19 protein-coding genes are annotated in these 17,014 nt (G+C 46.5%); 5 read left to right on the top strand and 14 right to left on the bottom strand.

All coding sequences use genetic code 11. The features are described 5' to 3' along the window. Nucleotides 1-664 precede the first annotated feature (664 nt). Entirely contained in the window at nucleotides 665-3,079 is a 2,415-nt protein-coding gene (locus AC3A8L_RS01160) for a DUF1592 domain-containing protein (RefSeq protein ID WP_487960376.1), read from the top strand. Between the two features lie 28 nt (nucleotides 3,080-3,107). Then, nucleotides 3,108-4,466, top strand: coding sequence for a DUF1552 domain-containing protein (locus AC3A8L_RS01155; protein ID WP_487960375.1), 1,359 nt, complete (start codon nucleotides 3,108-3,110; stop codon nucleotides 4,464-4,466). On the opposite strand, the gene AC3A8L_RS01150 is transcribed toward AC3A8L_RS01155, so the two are convergent. The 13 genes from AC3A8L_RS01150 to ruvC form a co-directional block, all read right to left on the bottom strand. Then, nucleotides 4,463-5,344, bottom strand: a complete 882-nt coding sequence (locus tag AC3A8L_RS01150) for a DUF4892 domain-containing protein (protein WP_487960374.1) — start codon at nucleotides 5,342-5,344, stop codon at nucleotides 4,463-4,465. The two genes, AC3A8L_RS01155 and AC3A8L_RS01150, sit on opposite strands and share 4 nt — an antisense overlap. Nucleotides 5,345-5,346: 2 nt before the next feature. Further along, nucleotides 5,347-6,222: an alpha/beta fold hydrolase gene (locus AC3A8L_RS01145; protein ID WP_487960373.1), complete on the bottom strand. Its 876-nt coding sequence runs from the start codon at nucleotides 6,220-6,222 to the stop codon at nucleotides 5,347-5,349. 39 nt (nucleotides 6,223-6,261) lie between these two features. Beyond that, nucleotides 6,262-6,726: a phosphohistidine phosphatase SixA gene (gene sixA / locus AC3A8L_RS01140; protein WP_487960372.1), complete on the bottom strand. Its 465-nt coding sequence runs from the start codon at nucleotides 6,724-6,726 to the stop codon at nucleotides 6,262-6,264. Then, nucleotides 6,726-7,163 (bottom strand): DUF4389 domain-containing protein, encoded by a 438-nt coding sequence (locus AC3A8L_RS01135; protein ID WP_487960371.1) that lies wholly within the window; start codon nucleotides 7,161-7,163, stop codon nucleotides 6,726-6,728. The genes sixA and AC3A8L_RS01135 overlap by 1 nt, the downstream gene beginning before the upstream one ends. 57 nt (nucleotides 7,164-7,220) lie before the next feature. Beyond that, the gene (gene ybgF / locus AC3A8L_RS01130; protein WP_487960370.1) at nucleotides 7,221-8,045 is read right to left on the bottom strand and encodes a tol-pal system protein YbgF; all 825 of its coding nucleotides are present in this window, start codon (nucleotides 8,043-8,045) and stop codon (nucleotides 7,221-7,223) included. A gap of 11 nt (nucleotides 8,046-8,056) precedes the next feature. Continuing rightward, nucleotides 8,057-8,527, bottom strand: coding sequence for a peptidoglycan-associated lipoprotein Pal (pal, locus tag AC3A8L_RS01125; RefSeq protein ID WP_487960369.1), 471 nt, complete (start codon nucleotides 8,525-8,527; stop codon nucleotides 8,057-8,059). Nucleotides 8,528-8,584: 57 nt separating this feature from the next. Then, entirely contained in the window at nucleotides 8,585-9,862 is a 1,278-nt protein-coding gene (gene tolB / locus AC3A8L_RS01120; protein ID WP_487960368.1) for a Tol-Pal system beta propeller repeat protein TolB, read from the bottom strand. Beyond that, nucleotides 9,859-10,641: a cell envelope integrity protein TolA gene (tolA, locus tag AC3A8L_RS01115; protein ID WP_487960367.1), complete on the bottom strand. Its 783-nt coding sequence runs from the start codon at nucleotides 10,639-10,641 to the stop codon at nucleotides 9,859-9,861. The genes tolB and tolA overlap by 4 nt, the downstream gene beginning before the upstream one ends. Then, the gene (gene tolR / locus AC3A8L_RS01110) at nucleotides 10,638-11,039 is read right to left on the bottom strand and encodes a protein TolR (RefSeq protein ID WP_487960388.1); all 402 of its coding nucleotides are present in this window, start codon (nucleotides 11,037-11,039) and stop codon (nucleotides 10,638-10,640) included. The genes tolA and tolR overlap by 4 nt, the downstream gene beginning before the upstream one ends. Nucleotides 11,040-11,081: 42 nt before the next feature. Beyond that, nucleotides 11,082-11,753, bottom strand: a complete 672-nt coding sequence (gene tolQ, locus AC3A8L_RS01105; RefSeq protein ID WP_487960366.1) for a protein TolQ — start codon at nucleotides 11,751-11,753, stop codon at nucleotides 11,082-11,084. Between the two features lie 134 nt (nucleotides 11,754-11,887). After that, entirely contained in the window at nucleotides 11,888-12,934 is a 1,047-nt protein-coding gene (gene ruvB / locus AC3A8L_RS01100) for a Holliday junction branch migration DNA helicase RuvB (RefSeq protein ID WP_487960365.1), read from the bottom strand. A gap of 79 nt (nucleotides 12,935-13,013) precedes the next feature. Then, nucleotides 13,014-13,619 carry a Holliday junction branch migration protein RuvA gene (gene ruvA / locus AC3A8L_RS01095; protein WP_487960364.1) on the bottom strand — a complete coding sequence of 202 codons (606 nt, stop codon included), beginning with the start codon at nucleotides 13,617-13,619 and terminating at the stop codon, nucleotides 13,014-13,016. Then, entirely contained in the window at nucleotides 13,616-14,137 is a 522-nt protein-coding gene (gene ruvC / locus AC3A8L_RS01090) for a crossover junction endodeoxyribonuclease RuvC (protein WP_487960363.1), read from the bottom strand. Before ruvC ends, ruvA begins: the two co-directional genes overlap by 4 nt. A gap of 218 nt (nucleotides 14,138-14,355) precedes the next feature. Between ruvC and AC3A8L_RS01085 the strand changes: the two genes are divergently transcribed. The 3 genes from AC3A8L_RS01085 (at nucleotide 14,356) to AC3A8L_RS01075 (ending at nucleotide 16,476) form a co-directional block, all read left to right on the top strand. Next, nucleotides 14,356-15,876, top strand: coding sequence for a fumarate hydratase (locus AC3A8L_RS01085; protein WP_487960362.1), 1,521 nt, complete (start codon nucleotides 14,356-14,358; stop codon nucleotides 15,874-15,876). Between the two features lie 77 nt (nucleotides 15,877-15,953). After that, nucleotides 15,954-16,298 carry a 4a-hydroxytetrahydrobiopterin dehydratase gene (locus AC3A8L_RS01080; RefSeq protein WP_487960361.1) on the top strand — a complete coding sequence of 115 codons (345 nt, stop codon included), beginning with the start codon at nucleotides 15,954-15,956 and terminating at the stop codon, nucleotides 16,296-16,298. Next, nucleotides 16,291-16,476, top strand: coding sequence for a hypothetical protein (locus tag AC3A8L_RS01075; protein ID WP_487960360.1), 186 nt, complete (start codon nucleotides 16,291-16,293; stop codon nucleotides 16,474-16,476). Before AC3A8L_RS01080 ends, AC3A8L_RS01075 begins: the two co-directional genes overlap by 8 nt. On the opposite strand, the gene AC3A8L_RS01070 is transcribed toward AC3A8L_RS01075, so the two are convergent. Continuing rightward, nucleotides 16,463-16,975 carry a GNAT family N-acetyltransferase gene (locus AC3A8L_RS01070; protein ID WP_487960359.1) on the bottom strand — a complete coding sequence of 171 codons (513 nt, stop codon included), beginning with the start codon at nucleotides 16,973-16,975 and terminating at the stop codon, nucleotides 16,463-16,465. The two genes, AC3A8L_RS01075 and AC3A8L_RS01070, sit on opposite strands and share 14 nt — an antisense overlap. Nucleotides 16,976-17,014: the final 39 nt, after the last annotated feature.

Below are 17,014 nucleotides of genomic sequence, written 5' to 3'. Positions count from 1 at the left end.
AAAACGAAAGTGCGGTCGATGACATGGCGCGATTTGATTTATGACTAACGCAACAAAATTCAGATCTCATCGCCCCACTTACATCCCGCACCGCTTTTTTAGGCAGTCAACTAGCGATCGCTTACGACGTAAACATGCCGAACGATCCCCTCTTTATGCAAGGACAACAAGATCACCTCGACAACCATCGCGCTAATCTACACACCCACCTAGGCAACTTAGGCTTGGGGCCAAGGCGAAGCACTAAACCTACCGTACGCGGAAAACACTTTAGACAAAGTATTTTATGCCAGAGTATTCCATCACCCGGTGCCGGCATTCAAAATAATTGTCTCATTTTGCCCTCGCTAGTTTCGCTAACGGAGGCCCAAAAGCTGGAGTAATACCACCTTACCGTGGACGGCTGCAATCAACTGTTTGAAGCTACACCTCACACCTCACCCCACCCCCCCTATCTTCCATAACACTTGACCCACATGAAGTAACACGCGCAATTCACTGTGACCCAGTCTCCATATTGTGCACTTATATTATTTGTCTATTGACTCTCACCACCGTCACACGTAAATTATTTACTGCATATGTTTATATTTACACCATATACAGAATATAATTTCAAATAAGAATAAACATCGCCAGCCAGCAGAGCTGAAAAGGGTCAATCATGAAGCTTAAATCCATGCTTATCGGCTGTAGCGCATTGCTATTAGTCGCTTGTGTTGCAGAACCAGAAGGCAACACCTCCAGCAACACTACCTCTAGCGCTACACCCGAGCCATCAAGCAGCATGCCCTCATCCAAGGACGCGCACTCTTCAGTACCGCAAAGCTTGGATGGTAAAAGCCTCTATGAAATGACCTGTGCTGGCATTTGCCACTCAACCGAAGGGACGGGTAGCTTATTCCCGCTTAAGCATGACCAACTGAGTGTCGCGCAAATGATTGCCGTGATTCGCGATGAAATGCCCGACGGCAAACCCGAAGATTGCGGCCAAGCCTGCGCCGAAGCGGTGACCGATTACATCAAGAATAGTTTGTTTAAAAATACGCCAAGCAGTGCCAGCTCAAGCAGCCAAAGTGATGAATCCTCTTCAAGCGAAGCGCCCGTTGTAGGCACAATTATTGAGCGTGGGGAAACCTTATATTTTCGCGATACCGCTGCAGGTTCTTGTGCTTCATGCCATGGCGATGACGGCGAAGGTATTGCCAACAAAGGTGGCGCCTTAATAGAGCGCGAAGGTGATGCCTTTGAATCCTGCTCCAGTTGCGGCTCTATTGGCGGTTTAACGCAGTATATCGATACCAAAATGCCCAATGGCGGCGCGCATTTATGCCAAGGCCAATGCGCCGAAGATATTGGCGCCTACATAATGGAAACCTTTAACGGAGGCTACCAAGCTGCCAACTGCAACGACCCGATCCAAAAAGCATCCCCTATGCGCCGATTAAATAAAATTGAAATAGCCAATGCCGTCGATGATGTTTTTGGCACAGGTGCGATGGCGATAATCAACGCACTGCCAGAAGAAACCGAAGTCATTGGCGGTTTTGCCACCGTGGGCAGCGCGTTAAGTACCTCCGAAGATTGGACCAACGCATTACTCGAAGGCGCGTTGACTGCTGCCGAAACCATTGTAAATACAGGCAGTTTTCCCGCCTGTAACGATGCCGTAGCCCTCATCGAACCACAACCCATTCTGGGCGAATGCACCACAACCAATCACTGCCGAGAAAGATACGCTGAAGCAACCGACTGCAACAACAGCGCTGGCGGTGTGTGTTATTGCGGTACGGATTTATGCAACGCCAATCCCCACCCCACGCCCAGCAATTGTTTTGAAAGCGCCACAAAATCTGCTGCGCAATTAATGTTCCGTCGCGATTTAAGTAACGCCGAATTCCAGCGCTTTGACGATTTACGCCGTCAGGTGAGTAATAAAACCGGCAACGATAACGACGGTTTCAAAGCCGTAATTTCTTCAATGATTAGCTCACCGCGCTTTATGTTTGCTTTAGTCGCCGACAATAAAACATTAGCGCGCGATTTAACCCCTGCGGAATTGGCCGATCGATTGGCCATGGCCCTGTGGGGTTCCATTCCCGATACCACACTATTAAATGCTGCAAAAAATAATCAGCTAAGCGGGCCACAACTTGACCAACAAATTAATCGCATGATGACCGACACCAAGTTTAATCGGTTTGCCAATGTGTTTGTCGATTCATGGATTGGCTTTGGAGGCTATAAACAAGAAGGCTCAGACCTCAATATAACCGACTCTGCTTGGCAACAATTATTAGACGACATGCAAACGGAAACACGCTTATTCGTTAGCCATATCATTCAAAACAATTTACCGATCAACGAACTTTACACCGCTAAATATTCGTTTTTGAATGGCCGCCTACAACAACATTACGGCTTAGCGGTAACCACAAATAACAACACCTTTATACAAACAAACTTCCCAGTCGGCAGTAGCCGACGAGGCTTGATGACCCACGCTTCTGTTTTAGCAAAAGCTTTTGACGGCGGAAAAACATCGGTTGTTGTTCGCGGTGTTATTCCGTTAGAAGCTTTTACTTGCACAGCACCCGAGCCCCCCTTAGATAATCCTGCTGTAGAAGATGCAGTAAACCAACAAGCTAACTCCAACCTTTCAGAAAAAGAAAAAGTTGAAGATCGCGCCAGCCGCGATGCCTGTAAAACCTGCCATGCCGAAATAGATCCTATTGGTTGGGTATTTACTGAATTTGGCCTAGCAGGACAAACCGTTAATTTTGACCCAGACGGTGACCCACTTAGCGTACACGGCGAGCTTTACGGTAAAAGCTTTGGCAATGCCTCTGAAATGATTAGCGTAATTGCAGAAAAAGATCATTTCGCACCCTGCTTCGCAACGAAATTTTTAATCCATGCCATTGGACGTAAGGTTCAGCCAACACGCAGCACCGAGGATCAGTGCGCAATTGATACTGCCGTGGATATAGCGACCATTGATGGCGAGGTCGGCGCTCGGGATTTGCTAAAAGCTATTCTCACCAGTAAGACAAGCACCTATACCGGAACTATCCAATAACAATATCCGTCGATACAGGAGCCATACCATGAAAATAACATTAAACCGCCGGACATTTTTACGCAGTAGCACCACGGGCATTAGCACTGCCGTGGGCTTGCCGTTATTAGAAGGCATGTTTCATTCACCAAATGCTTTCGCCGATGCGCCAAACGCCTTCCCACGCTTTTTTGCCATGTACGTACCTAACGGCATTATTGAGGAAAAGTGGTTCCCCGAAAGCGGCACCAAAACCGATTTTGACCTAAGTAATTGTTCGTTGCGAGAATTCGATCGCTTAGGTTTAAAAAATGACATTAGCCTTTACCGCGGAATGGATAACGCTTGCGACAAAGAAGGTAGTAATGGCAATACACATATGATTGCTATTTCTAGCTGGCTAACAGGCGTCGGTATTAAAAACGACGAAAGCCAAACACACCGCCCTTCGCTAGACCAAGAGGTGGCCGAAGCCCATAACGCCCTTGCCCGCACCAAAGTGCATTCACTGCAATTAGCCGGAAATTCCCAGCTCGACAAGCCCAACAACAACCGTTACTACAACCCCCTTAAAAATGCACTTAACTGGGGAACTAACAATCGCCTACTACCTTTGCGCTCGGCTCTAAGGGATGAATTCGACAAACTCTATGCCGGCGCAGATGCAATACCTGGCGCAGGGCTAGATCGCCGCAGTCAAATGAAGCTCAGCATATTGGATGACATAAAAGAAGATAGGCTTCGCCTTAGTAATCAACTGGGGGCAGATGATCGCGCACGCTTGGAAGATTATTTTGATCGACTGAATAATTTAGAGCAAAGCTTAATCGCGCTGGAAAATAACAATAACGACTCACAGTTTTGCCCAAAACCCAACGTTAACAATATTCCAAACCCAAATAACGGCAGCTTAAATGTTTCTATTGGCGATCATGCGCGCATTGCCGCAAAAATAGCGGCGCAGGCATTTGAGTGTGGACTAACGCACGCCATTACTTATTGCGCTGGTGGAGAAGCCGCCGGATGTGAATATCGAGATATTGGAATAGGCACACACTTCCACAACTCAATTAGTCATAACCGTGCCGGACGCTATAACGACTGGGTAAAAATTGATACTTTCCACGCCGAGCTATGCGCAAATTTCATGCGCGAAATGAAAGATACGCCTCACGGCAACGGCACCCTGCTCGATGGCACCGCTGTATTATTTGGCTCTGGTGTTGGTAATGGCGATAGCCACAAACAAACCGATATTGCCTTAATGGTTGGGGGCAATTTCGGCAACTGGAAACATGGACGCTACCATCGTTTTAATGGACGTAACCACGGCGACCTTATCGATACCCTGCGACAAGAAATGGGGCTCCCCAACAACTTAGGACGAAACACAGTACCTATTGCCTAGTTTTTATTAAGGGGCACAACTTCAATACGTCGATCCCGCTGCCCCCTAGGCGCTATAGACCCCAAACCATAAACCTTAAAGGAATAATCTTTTAAGGTGCTTTTTAGTACGGACAACAAAGCTTGAGCATCACGCAATGAATGCGACTCTTGCTCAGACAAAGAATACCTCAACACTTCATTATGTCCCACAACAGCATACTCGCGATGCGGCCGAGCATCGAGCCAGCGCAATAGTAACTCAATATCTTCTGTAGAAATTGCATCTGCGCCTTTAGCTTCACTCAAGTCTAATGTCTGAGAAGGCAATAGTGCAAAACCTTGATTTTCCCAGATAAGCAAAGTGCTTTTAGCTAAAGCATCCAGTGGCGCCTCATCGGTTAAGGACAATTCCAGCCACTGCAAATACACCCTGCGATTTCCACGCTCAACAATAAAAGCACTGTACCAAGCATTTTTAGTCTGCCAAACCCAATAGCGCTGACTACTATCGATCCCATGCAAAGCCTTATTGTTGAATATTTCACTCCAACCATAACTTCTACCGCACGCTAAACCCTCACAGCCAAAAACCGTTTTCCATTGTTTATTTAAACTAAGCTGGTCAATTTTTTCAGTTAACGACTTTCGGTCAACACCATTAAACTCATAAGTTTGCTTGAACATATCCCCTTGAGTTTTTGCACTTTCATCATAGCGCCAACGGCCGTTGATTTTTTTAATTGACGATAACGTCCACTGTAACTCAGCATTTTCTTTATATTGATTGAATACCAAACGGTGATCACTGGGTAAAAACGGAGTAATAGCCGATTCGCCACCACCGGAAAAAGCCGGTAAGGCATAAAAAACACTAACGAAAATAAAAACTCTCAACATTATCAATCTTTCATCCTTTCAACATCGTTTAACCATTGAGCAATGGCATCGGCTTGAACACTCATATGACAATGGTGATCACCCACCAAATATTGCTGCTCCCACAAAGGGTGTTTAGCCAAAAGAGCCTGCACCCCAGCATCGCCATGAATGATGCCCTTATCGGCAACAAATAACATCAAAGGACATTTTATAGCCGCTGCAAAAGCCGTTAACTGCAGTAAGGTTAATCGTAATTCTGAAGGCGCACCTACCTTAGTGTCATACCGCCAAGCATAGCCTTCTTTAGACTTAATTACGGCACGCTTGGCAAAAGAGATGGCATCTTCCTGCAATAAAGGGAACATTCCGTTTTGCCTTGCGGCAACGGCAGCATCAAATGTAGGGTAATGATGGGCTGATCGCGCCATCTGTTTTCTAACACCATTAATCGAATTGAATAGTTGTTCCGGTGCTTTTTCTGGCTCAGAAATTAATGGGAAAATGCCATCCAAGCAATACAGGTGCTCTACACGTTTAGGAAAAGTTGCTGCCAAAATAAACGCAATCGCTGCACCCCGTGAATGCCCCAGCAACTCAAATGTTTTCCAACCAAGCTGATCGGCAACGGCTAAAATTTCCGGTACATCCAACCAAACATTATACGCACCCAAGTGCTGCCTAAATCCCGACAACCCATGGCCAGCCAGATCCAAACATAAAATATCGGCATTTAGTTTTTCAGCGATGCCATCGAAGCTTGCACAATTATCTAACCAACCATGCAAAGCAATTATTCGACGAGGAGTCTTTTGCGCAGACGTTTCTTGCGAGAATTCAGACGACCAAAGTTTTGCTTTTAACGTTACGCCTGCTACATCATACGAACATTCCTTCATTGATCTAGCCGAGCATTTACCCTCCATTATCGCCATGCACTACACACTAGACTGATGCAACCATTGCAGCTCACCAAGCCCAGGCGCGATTAACGGCAAAGAAACAGCGGCGATGTTCGCGGTGCCCATGAAATAGCGTCCCGACTCACAGCCACACAGTGATTCTAATAAGCCACCCACAAAAGGTTGATGGGTAACCAGTAATAAACGTTTTGCATCGCTTTGTTCTAACTTACGAATAACAACATCAATCTGCCCATCAGGCGTAATGGCAGATTCTGTGGAGACAATCGGTGAGCAGGACAATAGCGCTTTCGCTTCATGCCATGTTTGTTGCGCGCGAAGATACGGGCTGACCCACACTGCATCTAAAGATGCCAACGCTTCTTTGGATGCCACAACGGTATTACGAACCTCTTGACGCCCACGAACAGATAGCTCGCGAAGGGCATCACTTTGAGCATAAGCATTTGCATCGCCATGTCGCAGAAGATAAAGCTCCATTACGTATCCTGCGAAGGTTTTCCGATCGAATTATCGCCCGGTTTTTCGACCTCATCACTAGAGCTTTCGGTAATTTCCGCAGTTTCAGGCTCTGTAACCTGCTCGGCAGTATCTGCAACCGGCTCAATGGGCTCAGTAGCAGAAATATCATCATCAACTGCGTCCGCCTGTGGCCAATCCGCAAACGGGAAAGGCTTGTCTTCGGACTTACAGGTTACAAAATTAAAGATAGTGAATATGTATTTGGCCAAACTGCCACCAAAGCTCACCAACCGATCATTCGGCCGAGCCGTGACTAGCGTAAAAATTATCTGCGCAAGAGCAATTAATAAAATCAGAGTTCCAGCAATTTTAGCGCACAGTAAAAAAAACAGACTATAAACAGCACGAAACCAATACTCTGCACTCGATAAGTTTTTCTTTAACTGTGAGTCCATATAACTCTCCTATTTACAATATTCATCTTTGAAAAAAACAATATGAGTGCAATTGCGTTAATAATTTTTTTCTAGGAAGTCTTGCGCCAACTTCGCCGCAGAAGAACCGGATGAAACCACTGCCGTTAGCTGCTTTTTAGCTTCGTCCAAGTCACCCTGCAAAAACAGAACCTTAGCCAACTTAAATTTAGCTTCAGGCGTTTTCTGATGACTGGGGTGCTCACGAACCAAAACGTCAAACCATTGGTGCGCATTATCTAAATCATCACGCTGTAAATACACTTGACCCAACCAATATTTGGCATTAGCCGCATAAACACCGGTAGGGAAATCACGTAAATATGCATCAAAGGACTCTATACCTTTGTCGTAATCACGCTGCTTTAGCACCGCGTCAATACCGGCTCGGTACAAGGCTAGCTCATTTTCAGCCTCACCTTGCACTACCGTATTTTGAGCTGGTATTGATATAACAGGCTCAGAGGGCCTAGAAGATAGCGGTTTAACAATACTGCCATTACTCGCCGCTTGTGTAAGGCCGCTAACTCGACGATCTAAATCCAAATAATCATCAAGCCGTTGCTGTTTGAGTTTTTTCAATTGGTAACTTTGCTCTTCCACAATACCGCGCAGTGTTTGCACTTCTTGTTGCAGTGTTTGCAATTGAAAATAAAATTCCGTCATGCTGGCAGGTGTTGGCTTGGCCGCACGAGGAGTATAACCACCATCGTTAGGATTTACGCTATTGACATTTTGATCACCGGGGAACCGTGTCGACGGCACTTCGAGATCAACCACTTCAACCTGAGCATAGACGGGGGCTATTACTGAAAATGAAACTGCCGCCATAAAGGCGGCAGTTAAAGCATTAAACTTATGCATAAGTTTAATGCTTATTTAAGCTCTACACGACGGTTTTTAGACCATACCATTTCGCCAGAACCCATTTGGGCAGCGCGCTCTTCACCGTAGCTCACTGTTTCAATAGAAGCAGCGCTTACGCCTTGAAGAACAAGGTAATCACGAACAGCATTAGCACGTCGCTCGCCCAAAGCCATGTTGTACTCACGGCTACCGCGCTCATCAGCGTGACCTTCTAAACGAACTGAACGAGGGCTAGCAGACAATTGCTCTGCGTGAAGCATTAAAGCGGCACGTGCGGCAGTTGTTAAAGTCGCTGAATCGAATTCAAAGTAAAAGGTTGTAACAATAACAACCGCTTCTTCAATTACTGTCTCTACTGTTTCAGCTTCTACTGGCGCTACCACTTCAGGAGTAACAGTTTCAGTGGGCTGATTTGACGAACAACCCGTCATTAAGCCGAAAGCAGCAGCAAATGCGATGGCGGAATACATTTTTTTCATGGATTTACTCCCAAATGGTATTTATAAAACTAAAGATGTTCAAAAAATAAACAGAAATTAAAAATACGGCGCCCAAGCCGGCTCTCTCACATCACCTTGACTAGACGGTAGGCGGAATTTAACGCCAGCATCCATAGAGACCGCACCAAGTACGCCCTTTCCATTATGCTGCGTAGCATACAACAACATTGCTCCGTTGGGTGCAATACTTGGTGATTCATCTAGCCAAGTTTCAGTCAGTATCCGCATATTACCCGATGCAATATCTTGTGAGGCAATATGAAACACCCCATTTTGCCGATGAACCATCACAAGGCTTTTACCGTCGGGGCTCACGCGGGGGCGAGCGTTATAGTCGCCCTCAAAGGTTAAACGCTCTGGACGGCCACTTTTTAAATTAACTTGATAAATTTGTGGGCTCCCTCCCCGATTAGAGGTAAAGATTACACCAGAACCATCGACCGACCAATTCGGCTCGGTGTCGATATAACTATCGTTGGTGATACGCTGCAAGCGTTTGTTTTGAATATTCATTACATAAATATCAGGACTGCCATCCTTTGACAAAACCATCGCCAATTGATTACCGTCCGGCGAAAACGAAGGCGCTCCATTCAGCCCTCTGAAGCTTGTCATTTGCGTTTTACGACCCGTAGCCAACTCCATGATATATATAGCTGGCCTAGTGGTCTCAAAAGACACATACGCAATGCGCTTTCCATCAGAAGCCCAAGTGGGCGAAAGGATGGGCTCCGAACTTGCTTGCAACGTTCGAGCTCTAGCACCATCGACATCGGCATATACTAAACGATAACGGCTTGCGCTCGGTTTACGCATATCTTGAACATATAACATTTTAGTCGCGAAAATCCCGCGAATCCCGGTCACCTTTTCATACACCGCATCGCTGACAGCGTGGGCAATATCACGCAAACCATTAACGCCAGCCTTCACAGTGGCGGTATGAATATTCTTTTGCGCTAAAACATCATAGAGTTCATAACGCAGAACATACTTATCACCTTCAGTTACCAGCTTGCCGATGACTAAAAAGTTGGCCCCTAGCATACGCCAATCTCTAAAAACAACCTCATTGCGCGAAGTCGGCATGGCCAACATGTCGGTGGTCGGTATTGGATTAAAAAAACCACTGCGCTCTAAGTCCGCAGCAACAATTGCTTGAATATTTTCAGATAAGCCCCGCGATTGACCAAAAGGCACAATAGCAATCGGTGCAGGATTATCATTCCCACGGTTAATCTCAATAAATAAACTAGCGCGGGCATTCATTGCAGAAAGAACAAACAGCGCAGCTAACGCAATGCGAAAAATCACAGGCGACGATCCTCGGGATTGAATAAAAGATTAATAGTTCTGAAATTGCGTTCGAACACCGCAATATCCATTTTTTGTAACTCTGGAATTTGGTCAACCGCGCGCACAGCCTGCTCGGCTGAACGATCAAAGGCATCATTACCGCTGCCCTTTACGACATTCACCGTAATGATTTTACCCGTTGGTACCAACTGAATCACAAGCTCACAAAGCATTCCTTTTCGTGCCGAGGGTGGCCGACTCCATTTCTGAGCAATACGCTCCATAATAATGGCCTTAAACGAATTTACCGTTTGCGCTTCAGCTTGTTCAGCCAACATCATCTCTTCTTCACGCAGAGCTTTATCGACAGCTTCTTGCTGGCGCTTACGCGACTCCTCTTTGGCGCGCTTTTCGGCGGCCGCTTTCTCTTGTTTTTCCTTTTTCTTCAATGCCGCCTTTTCTTTCGCCGCTTTTGCCTTCGCATCAGCGGTTTTCTTTTCTTTTAGAATTTTTGCTTTCTTTGCGGCGGCTTCTTTTTGTCGACGTTTTTTCTCAGCACTAGCATCTTTTTTCTTATTGGCTGTCAAATCAACCTTGTTCACCTTACTGCCAGACACCTTCTTTTCAGGCGCCTTTGTTTTCAGCTCAACTAATGTGGCTTTAACAAATTCAGGGCGTTTGAAGTTCGCCTCTTCTTTAGCGGGCTGCCAAACGTGCACCACGGTCCACACTAAAATTCCGTGCAAGACTACAGCGGCCAGAATGGGTAAGGTGTATTCTCGAATAGAGCGAATCATTTTTTGCTTGAACCAGGCTCCGTCACCAAGCCCACGCTCGGTGCGCCGGCACCCTGCAGCTCACTCATTAGATTAACAACCAAACCATATTCAATCTTTTTATCACCCCAGACTAATACCGGTGTTTGCGGCTTTTGCCTAAGGATCTTCGCAACCTGATCAATAATTTCAGTAAGCGGTTTTTGCTGATCACCTTTTTCGCCCAAGTTAATAAAATAAGAGCCGTCGGTTTTAATCGAAACAATTAACGGTTCTTCGTCTTTATTATCTAGGGGGCTTGATGGCGCTTGAGGTAATTCCACCTGAACACCCTGCATCAATAACGGCGCGGTAACCATAAAGATGACCAGCAAAACGAGCATGACATCGATATAAGGCACCACATTAATTTCAGCCATTGGCTTACGCTTTTTAGCCGGTAACAGTGTATTCACTTGGCATTACTCTGCATGGACTTGGCGGTGCAAAATTGAAGAGAACTCTTCGGTGAAAGTCTGGTAATTAGCACTAAGGCTTTCGGCCTTGGCCACAAAACGGTTGTAAGCCAAGACCGCAGGAATGGCCGCAAATAGCCCCATCGCCGTTGCAACTAAGGCCTCCGATATACCTGGCGCCACTGTGGCTAAAGTTGCCTGGTGCTGGTTCGCCAAACCGCGAAACGAGTTGAGAATCCCCCAAACGGTACCAAACAGACCAATATAGGGGCTAACAGATGCCACACTGGCTAAAAATGGTAAATGAAGCTCGAGCTTTTCCTGCTCTCGCATTAACGCAACTCGCATTGCCCGTTGCGTGCCCTCCATGACGGCAGCCGAGTTCTTTTGCTGACTTAAACGTGAGAACTCTTTAAAACCTGCGCGAAAAATGGCTTCAATACCTTGAGCATTTTGGCTATTACCTTGTCGGTAGAGCTGAGCCAAGTCACCTCCGGACCAAAAACTTTTTTCGAACCGCGAGAAACTAGTACTTGCCTTAGAGTGATAGATAAAGCGCTGAATAATCATCACCCATGAAGCTACCGAAGCAGCGAACAGCACAAACATGACCAACATGACCACAGGGCCGGCATCGGCCACTAAGTCAAAAATAGAAAGGGGTTCGGTTGGAGTCATAAAAAATTTCGTTACCCAGTAGCTAGCGAGATGGATTGTGTAATGCAAACTAAGTGAGCACTATAGATTGTCCCACTATGAACGCAAGAGTCATGAAAGATTCCACGAATATTGCTGTGCCCGATTTAGGCCACCTAAGTATCTTGCGCCATACTGGCCGGGGGCGTCAATCCAAAATGATCGTACACTTTTTGCGTGGCTACTCGCCCCCGCGGTGTACGCATAAGAAAACCTTGTTGAATTAAATAAGGCTCCAAGACATCTTCAATGGTGTCTCTTTCCTCACTAATAGCGGCAGCTAAGCTATCGACACCTACAGGACCACCGCCAAATTTATCAACCAGGGCTATTAATAACCTACGATCCATATGATCAAAACCTAAAGCATCAACATTCAACATATTGAGCGCTTTATCAGCCACTTCTTCAGTCACAACACCATCAGCTTTTACTTCGGCATAATCACGCACCCGGCGTAACAACCGATTGGCGATACGTGGCGTACCACGCGCGCGACGTGCAATTTCCTCGGCGCCCAAACCCTCAATACCAACCCCCATCAAACTTGCCGAGCGAGTGACGATATGCGTGAGATCTGCCAAGTTGTAAAATTCTAAACGCTGAACAATGCCGAAGCGATCTCGTAATGGCGAGGTTAACAAACCCGCCCGCGTCGTGGCGCCGATCAACGTAAATGGAGGTAGATCAAGTTTGATGGAGCGTGCTGCCGGCCCCTCGCCAATCATGATATCTAATTGGTAGTCTTCCATCGCCGGGTACAGCACTTCCTCAATCATTGGGCTTAGACGATGGATTTCATCAATAAACAGAACGTCACCGGCATCTAAATTGGTCATTATCGCTGCTAAGTCACCAGCCTTCTCCAACACAGGGCCGGATGTACTTTTTAGCGAAACACCCATTTCGTTAGCAATAATATTCGCCAACGTAGTCTTACCAAGCCCCGGCGGGCCAAAAATCAAACAGTGGTCTAACGCTTCGGCGCGGCCTTTAGCCGCACCGATGAATATTTCCATCTGCTCACGGACATGGGGCTGGCCAATATAATCAGCCAGCATTTTCGGGCGAATAGCGCGATCAACTTGCTCTTCTTTACCTTGAACGGAAGGCTGAATAATGCGCTCTTGTGCTGCAGGTTTAAGGTTGTCAGGTTCTATCATGCAAGGCGTGGTTTCTTAATGAGTAAAGGCGCGGCTTCATTGCCACATAATCGCAACCCGTATATTTAAGGGGCTTATTTTAGCCCGGTAACATACTGCGCAAAGCAAGACGAATCAATTCTTCGCTACGCGTCACTTCATTTGTTTTGAGTACGCGCGCAATTGCTTTGGTCGCTTCTGCCGGCTTATAACCCAGTGCAATCATCGCACTTTCGGCTTCAGCTAATATATCGCTGTTGGTAGATCCTGCAGAACCGTAATGAGTTGCCTCACCAGGTAACTGCCAATCTTTGACGCGATCACGCATTTCAATAACTAGACGCTCGGCCGTTTTTTTACCGACGCCAGGTACTTTAGTTAAAGCGGCAACATTGTCGTTTAAGATAGCCGCCACAACATCGTTTGGATCCATGCTGGATAAAACGGCAAGTGCCATTTTAGGCCCCACACCGCTCACCTTAATAAGCTGGCGAAATAAACTACGCTCCTGCTGGCTTGCAAAGCCAAAGAGCTGGTGGGCATTTTCGTTTATGGACAAATGCGTATGCAATACCGCCACACCCGATTCCGGCAAATTATAAAATGTACTCATCGGGGCCAGTACTTCGTAGCCCACGCCCATAACATCAAGCAAAATCATCGGGGGTTGTTTTTCTAGAATCTCCCCCTTCAAGCGCCCTATCATACTAATCGACCTCTACGAAATTGACGCGCGCCAGCAGTGCGCACCAAATAATGCTGTGTATTTGCGTGGCACAATGCTACAGCTAAAGCATCCGCGGCATCTTCCTGCGGTGAACCTTCCAACTTCAATAATGATTTAATCATATGCTGCACCTGTGTTTTATCTGCTGCACCGGTACCGACAATCGCTTGCTTGACCTTTCGTGCCTCATATTCCGAAACCGGTAAGTTGTGGTAACAAGCCGCCACAATTGCAGCTCCGCGAGCCTGCCCCAACTTCAAGGCCGAACTTGCGTTGGAAGCCATAAAAACCTGCTCAATAGCAAACTCCTGAGGCTGGTAACGCTCAATAATTTCAACGACACCCTCAAAAATCACCTTAAGACGCTCAGGTAAAGTCAACTCAGCTGAGATGCGAATCACCCCGCTACTCACATAGGAAGGCTTACCATTGAGGTAATTAATAATGCCATAACCCGTTTTACGTGAACCGGGATCAATCCCAAGAATAAGCGCCATCAAAAACCTGTATGTAATCACAGTAAAGTTGCACTGTGCCAACTCCTACGTCATAGGTCAAGCCGATCTCGTAAATGCTTATCCAATCCACCACGAAATACAATTGTCATAAACCGCTGAACGTCCATGATATTTATGCGATAAGCGCCTTTAGAACCCACCATTGAATGTGTAGAATTAACGCTTAAACGCCCATACTCAGCCAGACGAGACGAAACATGCGTACAGTGATTAAGCAAAATGACATCATCGCCAGCGTGGCCGATGCACTGCAATATATCTCTTACTACCACCCTAAAGATTTTATCGACGCCATGCATGCGGCTTACAAAAAAGAAGAGAGCCAAGCAGCGAAAGACGCCATCGCACAAATATTAATCAACTCACGTATGTGCGCCCAAGGTCACCGCCCCATTTGCCAAGATACGGGCATCGTGACTATCTTTGTTGAAGTGGGCATGAATGTAAGCATTGATGGCGATATGGCGCTAGAAGACATGTTAAACCAAGGTGTTCGCGAAGCTTACCAGCATCCCGATAATGTCTTGCGCGCTAGTATTTTAGCCGACCCGGATGGCGCCAGAAAAAATACTGGCGACAATACCCCAGCAATCATTCATTACAAAATTGTGCCCGGTAATACTATTGATATTCATGTGGCGGCTAAAGGGGGCGGCTCGGAAGCTAAAACAAAATTTGCCATGCTAAACCCTTCAGACTCCGTCGTAGATTGGGTACTAAAAACCGTACCATTGATGGGCGCGGGCTGGTGCCCTCCGGGCATGCTCGGCATAGGCATTGGTGGCACAGCCGAAAAAGCGATGCTATTAGCCAAAGAAGCATTGCTAGAGCCTATTAATATTCAGGCACTAATTGATAAAGGTGCGCAGTCACGCGCAGAAGAGCTACGTATAGAACTTTACGACAAGGTCAATCAACTCGGTATTGGAGCACAGGGGCTAGGCGGACTAACAACCGTTTTGGACATTAAAGTTAAAGACTTCCCTAGCCATGCGGCCAATAAAGCCGTAGCCATTATTCCCAATTGCGCTGCGACAAGGCACACCCATTTTGTACTCGACGGCAGCGGTCCCGCCAGCCAGACACCACCGTCCCTCGAAGATTGGCCCGAAATAAGCTGGGAAATTGGCGACACTGTTCGCCGTGTTAACTTAGATACAGTAACGCCAGAAGAAGTACAAACATGGAAAAGCGGTGAAACCGTATTACTCAATGGCAAACTCCTGACGGGTCGCGATGCAGCACATAAACGCATGGTCGACATGATTAATAAAGGCGAAGAATTACCCGTCGACCTAAAAGGCCGCTTTATCTATTACGTAGGGCCCGTCGACCCAGTGCGCGAAGAAGTTGTTGGACCCGCAGGACCAACAACCGCCACACGAATGGATAAATTTACCCGTACCGTTATCGAAAAGGCCGGCCTATTAGGTATGGTAGGTAAAGCAGAGCGCGGCGATTCGGCGATAGAGGCTATTAAAGACAATAAAGCTGTTTACTTAATGGCTGTCGGTGGGGCCGCCTACTTAGTATCAAAGGCCATTACGCACTCTAAAGTCGTCGGCTTTGAAGATTTAGGCATGGAAGCGATTTATGAATTCGAAGTCAAAGACATGCCGGTGACAGTCGCAGTCGACAGTACAGGTGATTCCGCACATAAAACTGGACCCAAGATCTGGCAGGCTAAAATTGCCGAGCAGGTTCTCGATATTAAATAAGAAACAGCTTTAGCCGCCCCGCTTTATTTTTGTAGCGTCAAAAGTAAAACGAGGCAACTAACACGACGGACAATTAAATGAACAAGCTCGCTGACCAACAATGCCAAGCGTGCCAAGTCGGGGCTACAGCTCTTATTGGCGAAGAACTTACCAAGGCACTGCACGAACTGCCCAACTGGGAAGCTCACCAACAACCCCAACCTACGCTAGTTCGCACTTACGTATTTTCAAATTTCAGCGCAGCACTGATTTTTGCCAACAAAGTAGGCGCGCTTGCCAACACACACAATCACCACCCCTGCTTAATTATTGAATGGGGCAAGGTGACAGTACAGTGGTGGACACACAAAATTAATAACATGCACTTTACCGATGCCATTCTGGCGGCAAAAACAGACAAGCTATTTCTAACAAATGAGTAATGTTTTAGCGTTTAAACGCCCTAAACTCAGCGAAAAGCATAAAGGTAAAACCCTGTGCAAAAATGGTTTTCATCAATGGAAAATCGTGACAGAAAAAAAGTTTGACGTAAAACAGGGGAAGCTAGTAACACAATACCGCTGTGGTCGCTGCGGACAAGAAAAAATTACTGCGCACTAGAATCACGCTGGTAGAGCATCAAATCAACTTCATCACCGTAGTACAACAAGTGCTGAAGTTGCGACCAACCTAGCCCTTCATAAAAGACTCTTTGATTGGGGGTAAACAAGTACATCTGATCAACGCCCATCTCACTAACTGCACAATTAACAGCATGCGCAACCAACGCTGAAGCAATACCCCGCCTTCGCATTTCTGGCAACACATACACACTGGCAAGCCAGGGCGATAATATTGGCTGACAATCCATATCGTGCAGATCCAGCGCGGCTGTTCCAACAGGTTCACCTTCGGCATTTAAAGCAATAAATAACGTTGGCGAAAAGCTATCGGGGGATAACACTGAAGCGTCGAGATAAGACGCCATTTTTTCAATGCGAACTGATAGTGTTTGCCCTGGATTCAAATGCGCCCACTCTTGGTGATGCCATTGTGCAACAGCAGGGATCATTGATGGAAAATCACAGGCATTAACAATATCAACTATTGGCTTGAGCATAACATCCACATTTTACAGTTATAAAAAAACCCGCCAAGA

It is taken from the genome of Marinagarivorans sp. (genome assembly GCF_982758155.1).
This window is presented reverse-complemented; position numbering and strand designations above follow the sequence as displayed.

What these genes read in the sequence shown, in the direction of transcription:
- AC3A8L_RS01160 (WP_487960376.1), top strand. Translation starts at nt 665, where the DNA reads ATGAAGCTTAAATCCATGCTTATCGGCTGTAGCGCATTGCTATTAGTC.
- AC3A8L_RS01155 (WP_487960375.1), top strand. Translation starts at nt 3,108, where the DNA reads ATGAAAATAACATTAAACCGCCGGACATTTTTACGCAGTAGCACCACG.
- AC3A8L_RS01150 (WP_487960374.1), bottom strand. Translation starts at nt 5,344, where the DNA reads ATGTTGAGAGTTTTTATTTTCGTTAGTGTTTTTTATGCCTTACCGGCT.
- AC3A8L_RS01145 (WP_487960373.1), bottom strand. Translation starts at nt 6,222, where the DNA reads ATGAAGGAATGTTCGTATGATGTAGCAGGCGTAACGTTAAAAGCAAAA.
- sixA (WP_487960372.1), bottom strand. Translation starts at nt 6,726, where the DNA reads ATGGAGCTTTATCTTCTGCGACATGGCGATGCAAATGCTTATGCTCAA.
- AC3A8L_RS01135 (WP_487960371.1), bottom strand. Translation starts at nt 7,163, where the DNA reads ATGGACTCACAGTTAAAGAAAAACTTATCGAGTGCAGAGTATTGGTTT.
- ybgF (WP_487960370.1), bottom strand. Translation starts at nt 8,045, where the DNA reads ATGCATAAGTTTAATGCTTTAACTGCCGCCTTTATGGCGGCAGTTTCA.
- pal (WP_487960369.1), bottom strand. Translation starts at nt 8,527, where the DNA reads ATGAAAAAAATGTATTCCGCCATCGCATTTGCTGCTGCTTTCGGCTTA.
- tolA (WP_487960367.1), bottom strand. Translation starts at nt 10,641, where the DNA reads ATGATTCGCTCTATTCGAGAATACACCTTACCCATTCTGGCCGCTGTA.
- tolR (WP_487960388.1), bottom strand. Translation starts at nt 11,039, where the DNA reads ATGGCTGAAATTAATGTGGTGCCTTATATCGATGTCATGCTCGTTTTG.
- tolQ (WP_487960366.1), bottom strand. Translation starts at nt 11,753, where the DNA reads ATGACTCCAACCGAACCCCTTTCTATTTTTGACTTAGTGGCCGATGCC.
- ruvB (WP_487960365.1), bottom strand. Translation starts at nt 12,934, where the DNA reads ATGATAGAACCTGACAACCTTAAACCTGCAGCACAAGAGCGCATTATT.
- ruvA (WP_487960364.1), bottom strand. Translation starts at nt 13,619, where the DNA reads ATGATAGGGCGCTTGAAGGGGGAGATTCTAGAAAAACAACCCCCGATG.
- ruvC (WP_487960363.1), bottom strand. Translation starts at nt 14,137, where the DNA reads ATGGCGCTTATTCTTGGGATTGATCCCGGTTCACGTAAAACGGGTTAT.
- AC3A8L_RS01085 (WP_487960362.1), top strand. Translation starts at nt 14,356, where the DNA reads ATGCGTACAGTGATTAAGCAAAATGACATCATCGCCAGCGTGGCCGAT.
- AC3A8L_RS01080 (WP_487960361.1), top strand. Translation starts at nt 15,954, where the DNA reads ATGAACAAGCTCGCTGACCAACAATGCCAAGCGTGCCAAGTCGGGGCT.
- AC3A8L_RS01075 (WP_487960360.1), top strand. Translation starts at nt 16,291, where the DNA reads ATGAGTAATGTTTTAGCGTTTAAACGCCCTAAACTCAGCGAAAAGCAT.
- AC3A8L_RS01070 (WP_487960359.1), bottom strand. Translation starts at nt 16,975, where the DNA reads ATGCTCAAGCCAATAGTTGATATTGTTAATGCCTGTGATTTTCCATCA.